General features: G+C 44.4%; 12 protein-coding genes. 3 read left to right on the top strand and 9 right to left on the bottom strand.

The window, feature by feature from the left end; all coding sequences use genetic code 11:
• Nucleotides 1-233 precede the first annotated feature (233 nt).
• Complete coding sequence (locus AS194_RS11965) at nucleotides 234-1,682, top strand: alanine/glycine:cation symporter family protein (protein WP_058025718.1); 1,449 nt, start codon at nucleotides 234-236, stop codon at nucleotides 1,680-1,682.
• Nucleotides 1,683-1,755: 73 nt separating this feature from the next.
• Here the strand turns inward: AS194_RS11965 and AS194_RS11960 are convergent, their stop codons facing one another.
• From AS194_RS11960 to AS194_RS14095, 5 genes are all read right to left on the bottom strand, one after another.
• A complete protein-coding gene (locus AS194_RS11960; protein ID WP_058025717.1) occupies nucleotides 1,756-2,505 on the bottom strand; it encodes a glutathione S-transferase family protein in 750 nt (249 codons plus the stop codon).
• Between the two features lie 180 nt (nucleotides 2,506-2,685).
• The gene (locus tag AS194_RS11955; RefSeq protein ID WP_058025716.1) at nucleotides 2,686-3,018 is read right to left on the bottom strand and encodes a TIGR01244 family sulfur transferase; all 333 of its coding nucleotides are present in this window, start codon (nucleotides 3,016-3,018) and stop codon (nucleotides 2,686-2,688) included.
• Between the two features lie 73 nt (nucleotides 3,019-3,091).
• Nucleotides 3,092-3,418, bottom strand: coding sequence for a beta-lactamase hydrolase domain-containing protein (locus AS194_RS11950; RefSeq protein WP_058025715.1), 327 nt, complete (start codon nucleotides 3,416-3,418; stop codon nucleotides 3,092-3,094).
• Nucleotides 3,419-3,643: 225 nt separating this feature from the next.
• Nucleotides 3,644-5,353, bottom strand: a complete 1,710-nt coding sequence (locus tag AS194_RS11945) for a SulP family inorganic anion transporter (RefSeq protein WP_058025714.1) — start codon at nucleotides 5,351-5,353, stop codon at nucleotides 3,644-3,646.
• A 54-nt stretch (nucleotides 5,354-5,407) separates the two neighbouring features.
• On the bottom strand, nucleotides 5,408-5,881 hold the full coding sequence (locus tag AS194_RS14095; protein ID WP_264753454.1) for an ArsR/SmtB family transcription factor: 474 nt from the start codon (nucleotides 5,879-5,881) through the stop codon (nucleotides 5,408-5,410).
• Nucleotides 5,882-6,063: 182 nt separating this feature from the next.
• Between AS194_RS14095 and AS194_RS11935 the strand changes: the two genes are divergently transcribed.
• Together AS194_RS11935 and trxA are read left to right on the top strand one after the other, a co-directional pair.
• On the top strand, nucleotides 6,064-6,936 hold the full coding sequence (locus tag AS194_RS11935) for an MBL fold metallo-hydrolase (RefSeq protein WP_058025713.1): 873 nt from the start codon (nucleotides 6,064-6,066) through the stop codon (nucleotides 6,934-6,936).
• A 139-nt stretch (nucleotides 6,937-7,075) separates the two neighbouring features.
• On the top strand, nucleotides 7,076-7,513 hold the full coding sequence (gene trxA, locus AS194_RS11930) for a thioredoxin (protein ID WP_058025712.1): 438 nt from the start codon (nucleotides 7,076-7,078) through the stop codon (nucleotides 7,511-7,513).
• A 122-nt stretch (nucleotides 7,514-7,635) separates the two neighbouring features.
• On the opposite strand, the gene AS194_RS11925 is transcribed toward trxA, so the two are convergent.
• The 4 genes from AS194_RS11925 to AS194_RS11910 all read right to left on the bottom strand — a co-directional run bounded on the left by AS194_RS11925 (nucleotide 7,636) and on the right by AS194_RS11910 (nucleotide 10,004).
• Entirely contained in the window at nucleotides 7,636-8,037 is a 402-nt protein-coding gene (locus AS194_RS11925) for a hypothetical protein (RefSeq protein WP_058025711.1), read from the bottom strand.
• Nucleotides 8,038-8,222: 185 nt separating this feature from the next.
• Nucleotides 8,223-8,582, bottom strand: coding sequence for a SirB2 family protein (locus tag AS194_RS11920; RefSeq protein ID WP_058025710.1), 360 nt, complete (start codon nucleotides 8,580-8,582; stop codon nucleotides 8,223-8,225).
• A gap of 60 nt (nucleotides 8,583-8,642) precedes the next feature.
• Nucleotides 8,643-8,963: a BolA family protein gene (locus tag AS194_RS11915; RefSeq protein ID WP_058025709.1), complete on the bottom strand. Its 321-nt coding sequence runs from the start codon at nucleotides 8,961-8,963 to the stop codon at nucleotides 8,643-8,645.
• A 228-nt stretch (nucleotides 8,964-9,191) separates the two neighbouring features.
• Entirely contained in the window at nucleotides 9,192-10,004 is an 813-nt protein-coding gene (locus AS194_RS11910; RefSeq protein ID WP_058025708.1) for a M48 family metallopeptidase, read from the bottom strand.
• Nucleotides 10,005-10,595 lie beyond the last annotated feature (591 nt).

Below are 10,595 nucleotides of genomic sequence, written 5' to 3'. Positions count from 1 at the left end.
AAGCCACCTCAATTGAGGTGGCTTTTTTTTGCGTTTTTATAGGAATTTTTCTATAGAATAGCGCCTAAAGTTTAAAAACCAGTCATTTTGATGAGTGAACAAAGCAATTTCTCTTGAAAAATGTCATCATCTACATTACAAATGCGCCATTTTCGTTACAAATACGGGTCTTAGATGCGATAATAAGCCCAATAAAACCTATCATAGCGTCATGAACTATAAGGAAAATAGGCATGGAATATATAGAATCTTTTTTTGCCCTAGTCGGGGATCTAACATGGGGCTGGGCACTCGTGCCTATGTTAATTATTTTTGGTTTATTATTTACCATTGTAGGCAGGTTCGCTCAGTTTACATATTTTAAACGTATGTTCCGTGTGTTTAAGACGGACGAAGTAGGAGACGACGGCATTTCTGCCCGTCAGGCGTTGCTCGTGTCGATCGGCGGACGTGTTGGCGGTGGTAACATCGCGGGTGTTGCCGTTGCAATCTCTTTAGGTGGTCCCGGTGCAGTTTTTTGGATGTGGGTTGTGGCCCTCATCGGCATGATGACCAGTATTGTTGAATGTAGCTTGGCTCAGCTTTACAAGCGCAGAGACACTGATGGTAACTTTCGCGGTGGCCCTGCGACCTATATTTTACATGGGTTAGGTAAAGACTATCGCTGGCTTGCCGTTATTTATGCTATTGCTTTACTACTGTCTTTTTCCATTGGATTTATCGCATTCCAAGGTAATACGGTAGCAGGTTCCGCGCTTGAAAGCTTCGGGATTGATCGCTGGATATCAGGTGCGGTACTGGTGGTTGCGGGTGGATTTATCGTTTTTGGCGGTATCCAGCGCATTGCAAAGGTCGCTGACGTTGTCATTCCTGTGATGGCGTTGATTTACATTGGGATGGCACTAATTATCATCGTGTTGAATATCGCCGATCTGCCTGCACTGATGGCAATGATTGTCAAAAATGCATTTGGTATTGAATCCGTCGTTGGTGGCGGTATCGGTGTGGCGATTGAGCAAGGCATGAAGCGCGGCCTGTTCTCTAATGAGGCAGGTTTGGGTTCTGCGCCTAACATTGCCGCCACTGCTTATGCCACGCATCCAGTCAGTCAAGGTATCTCGCAGTCACTATCAGTATTTATCGATACGATTGTTGTCTGTAGTGCCACGGCATTTATGATTTTGCTCAGCGGCGTTTATCAGCCAGGTGCCGAAGTTGATGGTATTGTACTGGCGCAGCAAGCGCTCACCGCGCAGCTGGGTGATTGGTCACAGTACGTGTTAACCATCTCGCTACTATTGTTTGCATTAAGCTCGATCATGTATAACTACTACATGGGCGAAAATGCGATTAACTTCTTGGTTAAGAAGAATACTAAAACGGCAACCTTGGTGTTGCGTGTTGTGGTGATTGCGATCTTGTTCTTGGGCGCAGTTGCTCCAGCAGCTACCACCGTGTTCTTCTTCGCCGATCCATTGATGGGCGTACTGGCACTTGCCAACTTATTGGCCTTGATTATGCTGTTCCCGCGTGCCAAGCGCTTACTTGACGACTTTGCCCGTCAATTAAAATCAGGTGTCAAAGAGCCGTTATTCGATGCGCAAGAGTATGAGAAATTAGATCTCGATCTGAGTGCATGGGGCAAAAAAGCAGTAAAAGAGGCATTAGAGCAAAAACAGTAAAACGTTATACTCGAAGTCTTATCAAATAAAAAACCACTTTAGCTTGGCTAAAGTGGTTTTTTTGTGGAAAGTGTTATTTAGCCGACAATATACCCGATAACGAGACAACCTCACCCGCTTCATCTTCTTCAATCATCCGTGTCTCTTGCAGTGCTGCTTGAATCCAAGCCTTGATATGCGGGTTGTTCAGCATGGTCTGGCAATACTGCTTAGTCAGTGGTTGCAAAGTGATATTGGATGCATCAGCATAGGTCTGTAATCGCAACACCACTGGGGCAAAAAAGACATCAGCTGCTGTGAAATGTCCAAACAAATAACTGTTCGTCGAACGTCCTTTTAAGCAATCGGCAAAGATAGCCTCAATACGAGCAATATCAGATAAGCACGCACTGCTCGGTTGTATTTTAGCAGTTGCTCTGATATTCATCGGCATCTCATTACGAATACCTGATAACCCTGAATGCATCTCAGCAATGATGCTTTGGCAATAGGCGCTGTTGATTCTATTTTGATGGTCAGTTTGAGCGTTAGTGTCAGGCTTATTGATGCCTGTCCAAATATTGATATCCGTAAAATACTCATTAACATACATCGCAATGGCTAACGTATCCCAAACAGTGACTTTTTCATTGCCTTCACCATAGACCAATACAGGGACTTTTCCTGTTGGTGAATGCGCCTCAAGTATTGGGCGTGCTGAGGGATCAAACAATTCAATCAGCTGCTCGTCAAAGTCAACATTGAACGCTTTTAAGAGTAACCATGCCCGTAGCGACCAAGAGGAGTAGTTTTTATTGCCGATAATCAGTAGTGGTTTTTGCATTTTTAAATCCTATTCAACGATCACAGTGACTTTTGATTATGTACTCAATGTCAAAAATTAACCAGTCTATAACTTGCGTGATATCTCTATCATTCAAATGATATCCCAAAAAAAGCCCATCCAATATTTGGACGGGCGTTTTCAGTTTTAAGTAGGACATTTCGTTAATTTGGCGAAAGACTAATCGTCTAATAAGTCCATTTGCTTGGCGGCTTCATAGATACCGTTTGAGCGGTTACCTGTACGACAAAAGATAAGCATTGGCTGCTCAGCTTGGTTAAAGAAATCTGCAAATGCTTCGACGTGGGTTTGATTCAGCTCGTTACCTGCAAATGATATCTCTTTGTACGCAAGTCCTGCTTCTTTAGCAGCAGCTTCAATCTCTGCACTGGTTGGCTGATTTGGCTCTTCGCCATCAGGACGGTTGTTGATAATGGTTTTAAAGCCGTTTTCGGCAATCATAGGGACTTGGTCAGGGGTGATCTGTCCGGTAAAGCTAACTTCATGGCTCATAGGAGCTCCCTTTTTATTGGTTGAGTTGGTGGTGTAAAATACATTTATGATTGAGCCAAAGCGAGCAATATGACTATAGCAAGCCTTGCATCAATGCGCTTTGATACAGTAGTTTGGCGCGTGCGCCTGTACCGCAAAACATCAATATGGGCTTTGGCATCGCATGATAAAACTCAGCAAACTGCTCTACGGTCAGCATACTCAAGCGCTCATCATCGAATGGTAGATGATGATAGGTTAGGTTTGCTTCTTTTGTAGCAGTTGCCAAATCACAGCTGTTAGGCTGTGTTTCGATCTCAGCGTCTGGACGTATATTGAGTACTGAGCGATAGCCAAGCTCGGCAATTTTGATACATTGGCTTGGATAGATTTGCTTATAAATCGTTAGGTCATCGGTCATAAATAGCTTCAGTTATCGTTGTTAATATATATTTATTATTGAGGTCTTGGCAGAGATTATCAAAATGGGATCAAGCATTGTTTAGACTGAAACGACGGGTGATATGTGTTTATGTACCATTAGCCTATGTTCAGTCAATCTAGCATAACACAGGCTCTATCATAGCGATATTGTACGATAGACGACAGTAGCGATTAAAAGCGCGGTACAAAAATAATGACGCAGCTAAATGTCCTTCAAGGCATCGACGGCATCTAACGTACTGAGATATACCTGCCCTGACAGCTCACTAATGAGCGGTGTCTGCCCGATGATATCCATGACAGGGCCCTTAATAAAACTAAAATGTAAGCGCTTGTTTTGCAGCGCAAGCTCTTTATTTAAGGTACTGAGCATCTCTTGTGCTGTCAGATCAATATGATTGACCGCGGCCATGATCAAAATAATTTCCTGCGCTGCTGGATATTGCTGCATGGCATTTAGAATACGGTGGTGTACCGATTCACTATTGCCAAAAAACAGACTCTCATCGATACGCAGCATCAATAAATTGTCAAAAGTCACCACATCGTGACGATTGATATTGCGAAAGTGTCCGGTACCGCCCAGCTGTCCCACGATGGCGACATGTGGCTTACTTGATTGCCAAATGAGACTGGCGAATGACACCATTAGCCCAATAACCAAACCCGTATTTAGCCCAAATATGAGCACACCGACGAACGCTGCCAAAAAGCTAGCCCCATCCAAGCGATCGCGTTGCCAAGCAGACTTTAAAGTCGCAATATCTATCAGACCAATGATAGAGGCCATGATGGTTGCACCGAGTAACGCATAAGGCAAGGGTGCAAGTGCATTACTAAAGGCAATCAGTGCGGCAATCATTACCAGCACCGTCACAAGGCTGGCAAGGGGTGTCTTTGCTCCAGAATCTGCATTGATCGCCGTGCGTGAAAAGCCACCTGCGACCGCAAAGCTCTGGAACAGTCCGCCAGATAGATTGGCAAGACCAAGACCCGTCAGCTCATGGTTGGCATCGAAGCTCTCACCGCGCAAGCGTGCGTAAGTACTGGCAACGGAACTGCTAGAGACAAAAACAATTAGTGCCATCAATCCTGCGGTCGGCAAGAGTTTGAGCGCTTCTTGTAGGTCGGTCATATGCGGTAGCGTAAAGCTGGGTAAACCTTGTGGAATACGACCAATGGTCGCAACCCCTAACGAATTCCAGTGCAATAGCATACTCAGAACGATAGCAATACCCAGTAAAACCAATGGAAATAAACGTTCGGCCCATTTGGCATACGATGATGACAGCCACGTTCGCCATACCCATTGACTCGCATAGCGGTTAGCGACCAAAAGTACAAACGCGATAATACCAATCACTAAGGTCAGCGGATGCACCTGACTGGCATAGCGCTGCATGGTAGATAAATAGCCAACCAAGCTGCTACCAGCGATAGGTATCGCCATCAGATACTTTAGCTGACTGACAAAGATAAGCACTGCCGCGCCGCTCACAAACCCTGCTGAGACGCCGCGACTGATAAACTGCATGATCCAGCCAAGCTTTAGCCGCCCTGCAATCCACAGCAATGCGCCTACCATTAATGCTAGCAAACTCGCCATCAGGGCATACTGCTCTGTGCCTTGCTCAGCATAAGGCAGTAGACCACTGGCCGTCATGATGGCAGTGATCGCGACGGGCCCAACAGCTTGTACGTTGCTAGAACCCAGCCAAGCATAGACGAGTACAGGCACGATCGCAGAATACAGACCATACACGGGCGGCAGACCAGCAAGTACCGCATAACCTAGGCTTTGTGGTATCACCAGTACGCCCACCACCAGTCCTGCGACCAGATCAGTCGGTAATGCTGTGAGCTGGTATTGGCGCAGCCAAGTAGGAATCAGACGTGCAGCGATAGAAGACATATCAATACATCACCAAGATAGAAAGCAGTATAAAACAGTCAGGCGAGTACGGCATTATTCGGTTTTGGCACAAAATCTCTGATAAAGCAGATCTAATACGGCTAAAGCATCATCACTTGCGATACGATAGTAAATTTGCTTGCCCTCACGGCGAGTGGCAACCAGCTCATCCTTACGCAAGATACCCAGTTGCTGCGACAAGCTTGGCTGTCCAACACCAACCAACCCCTCAAGCTCACCGACGCAGTACTCACCTTGTGTCAACTGACAAAGTAAAAGTAGGCGATCAGGATGAGAGAGCGACTTTAGTAATTGGCTGGCCTGCATCGATGCTTGTTGCATTTGTTTGGCAAGATCAATAGATGAAAAGTCGGCGCTATCAGAGGAGGTATCATGGTTAGCGCTGTGAGTAGATGTACTCATTGGTGAAGTAGAAGTAGCCAGAATAAGCTCCTTATATAATAGGGCAGTCACTGCCATATTATTTTTAATAATATATGGTTGATTATCAATGATATCGCGCCACATAGCAAGATATCATTATTTACATTATATAAATTGATAAAATGTATTGCAGTTGCTATATTAGTAATAACAAATAAATCGTAATGATAAGCAATCATTATATACGACTCAATATCATACTTAAGCGTTAATTGAATATAAAAACCACATTGCCACAACACTCATAAATAGACAAAGAGGCAGCCATGCAAGTTCATTCTTTCTTAGATAGAGACACAGAAACCTACACACATGTACTGGCTGATGTCGAGCAGCAGCTATGTGCCATGATTGATCCAGTATTAAACTTTGATGCAAAATCAGGTAGGACGAGCACAAGCAGCGTTGACGAGGTCATTGAGTTCGTACGTGAGCGCGGTTGGGCGCTGAAATATATTATTGAGACGCACGCTCATGCGGATCATTTATCGGCGGCGATCCATGTCAAAGAAAGCCTTGGTGGACAATTGGTCATCGGTCAGCACATCACTGAAGTACAAAAAATATTTAAGCAAATCTTTAACTTTGATACCAGTTTCCGCACCGATGCCAGTCAGTTTGATATTTTGACGGACGACGGTCAGACGTTAGCGCTCGGCAGTATTACAATCACAGCCATGTATGTGCCAGGTCATACTCGTGCTGATATGGCTTATATGGCATCTGATAATGAGAAAACAGTGGTCTTCGTCGGCGATACGTTATTTGCCCCTGATGTGGGCACGGCTCGTTGTGATTTCCCAGGTGGTGACGCAAAGACGCTTTATCGCTCTATTCAAAAACTGCTCGCACTCCCTGAAGATACTGTGATGTACTTGTGTCATGACTATCCGCGTGAGAGTCGCCAGCACTGCCCAACGACCACGGTTGCGGCGCAAAAATTAGAAAATATCCATGTCAAAGACAGTATCAACGAAGCAGAGTTTGTGCAAATGCGTGAGCGCCGCGATGCGACCTTGGACATGCCGCGTCTGATTATACCAGCGGTACAAGTGAATATTGATGCGGGGAACTTTCCAGAGCCAGAAGATAACGGTACGCGCTATCTAAAAGTACCCATCAATGCCCTTGGTGAATAAATCAAAGCGTGTCATGACTAAAAAATATGATATATCACATCGCGCTGTAGGGTAGGCACTTATCTATAAATGATTATGCTAAAATTATTGATACAAACCGATCGAGACACTCCAGAACAATTAAAATAGGACACAGATAATGAGTGAACACAGTTTTCATTTAGTATGCCTGCATTGCCACGCAACCAATCGTGTTCCGGCTGCACGGCTAAGCGCTGCACCGAAATGCGGTAAATGTAGTCAATCATTATTGACCGCAAGCCCGCATGAGCTGAATGCACTAACGGCCAATAAGGTTATCCAAAAAAACGACGTATTGACCATCGTAGATTTTTGGGCGAGCTGGTGCCAGCCGTGCATTATGATGGCGCCAGAGTTCAAGACGGCTGCTGGTCAATTGCCGCAGGTAGTGTTTGCCAAAGTACAGACGGATAAATATGAGCAAGCGGCAGCCCCTTATAATATCCGCAGCTTACCGACGATGGTTGCCTTTAGAAATGGTAAGGAAGTCGCGCGTCAGTCAGGCGCACTACCCAGTCATCAAATCATTCAGTGGGTACAAAGCTTACAGGCGTAGTCTGAGGCCAGCTGCTCACCAAAGCCCTAACTAAAAAAGCCAATACGTTTAGCGCGTATTGGCTTTTTATTGCTCATGGCAACTATTTAATCTTATTGTCGGTCGGGTGTCTTTATCTAATTTCATTCACCGTAGATTTTGATGCCATTGGCAAAACTACAACGTTGAATACGGGCAGATTGGACAATCGCATCGCGCTCACCATAGAGCCTTGATAATTTTGCGTCACGCGCTTTGGTGTTGTCACTTTTGCCAACCCCTAAGCTAATATTGGGCGAGATACCCCAGCGTCCTGCAGAAATCCCCACGCCCACGCCGGACGCTGCAAAAGTAGATTGCTCATTGCGAGCAGCTTCGACATAACGGTTGACGCGATTGTATTCTTGGCTCAATGCTTGGCAATCATAGTTTTGATAAGTGCTGGGCGGCACATATTGCGGCGTGACATTGCCCGTAGAAGCACAGCCTGAGAGCGCAAAAACGCCAACTGTTGCCAGTAGTGTCGCTGTGGTAAACGTTTTCATAGTGGCTCCATTAGGCTAAGTAATTGTATTTATATCTATTTAAGATAGCAAAAATAGCATTATTAAGATATTGAAAAAATATAAATGGTTAAATATTTTACGGTCTTATCAATACGCCTGCTTGTGCGATAGCAGTACGATATTTACTCAAAATATTGAAGCTCTGCTACAACAACAATTACTTATCAAAATAGGTTGGCGGGTTTGGCAAAGGCGAGTATTACAATGCCAACATACGCGACAGCTGAAATCAGGATACCTGTTTTGCTTTGAGCGGGTGTCGCATGGGCATTAAAGGCTTTAATACTTGAGCTAATTGCCGCAATAAGTAAGATAATTTTGGCAAATACCCACTGCACAGGCGCATTAGCACTCATCAGCTGCATGAGCATAATAGCGCCTGATACGATAAGTAATGCATAGATAATATGAGTGGCGATTTTGACCACGCGTGGCGCGAGTCTATTTGCGCTGAGCACTAAGTAGCTTTGATATAAGAACAGCACAATGGTCAGTACCGCCATCAGCATGTGTAGATGTTTCATCGAGTATCGCTCCTGCTAGAACTGCATTATATGGGCTTGTTTAAAACATTTTATTGTCAGCTATTTATTTTGACCCGCGCATAATGGACTGTCAGGGCTTTGACCTTGCCACTCTGTCGGTGTATAAGCATGAATGGCTAAGGCATGTACTTGACCGCCTTGGGACGTCAATAAAGGCGTAACCAATCCATATATTAGCTGATGACGCCCGACCAGTCGCTTGCCCTCGAATGCCTCACTGACAATAGTGAGCTTAAAGTGGCTTTCTTTACCTTCGAAATAGCCAGCATGGGCCATTGACTCATTGATTAGTTCAATGTGCTGCGGCTCTAGAGCCTGTAGCTTGGCATGAAGTGCATCGGCGGTAGGTGTAGTGCTCATAACAATCCTTCAATGTATATTGCGCAATTCTATTAGGCAATCTGCAAATGATATCTATCGGCATTATAGCAGACATAGAAACCAGTATAGCGCGCGTTTTAAGACCTCTTAAACTGTGACAACCATAAATAGTAAAAGTAAAAAAGCAAAGCGCAGCTCAGAGTCTGTACTTTGCTTTTTGGTATTTGCGCACTTCATGAGTCGTAGCTTAATACGCTAAGTCACGTGTTAACGACGCGCCTTTTGATACAGTGGCATTACTTTTGGCATCAATGATTGTAGCTCCGCGATACGGCTGCTGCTCGTTGGGTGAGTGCTTAGGAATTGAGGCGGCTCGCCTTGGCTCGCACGCTGCATTTTTTGCCATAAAGTAATAGCGGACTGCGGGTTATAACCTGCGCGCGCCATTAACTCAAGACCAATTTGATCGGCTTCGCTCTCTTGGGTACGACTGTGCGGACGGCTCAAGCCTAGATCGCCAGCAACGCTTGCTAACTGCGCTTGACCTTGTGATAGACCAAAGATACTAGCAGCAACACCGATACCTGTTTGGGTCGCGTATTCGCGTGAGATGCGTTCACGTGAGTGCTCACGTAATGCGTGAGAGATTTCATGACCCATGATCGCAGCAATCTCATCATCAGTTAAGTTCAGACGGTCAATGATGCCTGAGTAAAACATAACCTTACCACCTGGCATAACAAAAGCATTCAACTGATCAGATTTGATCGTGTGTACTTCCCATTTCCATTTTGCTGCATCTGCACGATAAACACCCACTTGACCAACCAAACGATTAGCAATGTTTTTCAAGCGATTCAATTGGGCGGTATTGGTATCTAATACACCTTTTGATCTTGCATCTTGCAGTGTCTTCGCGTAGCTCTGTGCAGATAACTGCAGTACTTGCTCGCTAGAAACCAACAATAACTGCTGACGATCGACGCCGATGGCACCAGTATTGGTCGTACTGGTACAACCAGTCAATGTCAGCGCGGACAATGAAGCCGCCATCACACTAGTGGTCAATAGTTTTTTCATGAAAAGCATCCTCTCGATAAATGGTAAAAAGCAAAATCAAACAAAGTAAATCGCGTTGCAGCAGGTAATGGCGCTATTTTTTATGGCTCTTTATCGACGCCCAATCACCTACTAAGACAGTAAAAGCCTGTTCGAGCTGTCATTGTAGATAAGTATAATAATGTTAACCAAGTAAAACCAAGATAGAAAAAGTAACAATAGAGCGTATGATTGTAAGTGAAATAGACATTGCTCATAATGAAGTAACGTTTTGCTTTTAGTGATAGTAAAAAAATTTATAGTCATGTACAAACGTCACACAAGGTAAATTGTAGAGCGATAAGGTTTAACCAAAGTAGTAGGTATCAATGACAGAGGATAAACCTCAAAGTGCTATTATTAATATAAAATAATTTATATTTCTCTAAAAGTAATTCCTGTTTTTAAATCAATTGCTTATGTTACATTTCCTCAAAAACGAAGGTCTGGACTAAAAATATTAGCCATAATTTTTAAAAAAGGTGTTGACACCCACAGAATATTTGCTAAAATAGCCAGCCTATCGAGACGGAGTAGTTGTTAACAACACGATGATTCGATAATAAGCGGGAA

Origin of the sequence: Psychrobacter piscatorii, from assembly GCF_001444505.1 — a bacterium.
GTDB lineage: Bacteria > Pseudomonadota > Gammaproteobacteria > Pseudomonadales > Moraxellaceae > Psychrobacter > Psychrobacter piscatorii_B.
Note: the sequence above shows the minus strand (reverse complement) of the source record. Positions and strands in the feature narration are given on the sequence as shown.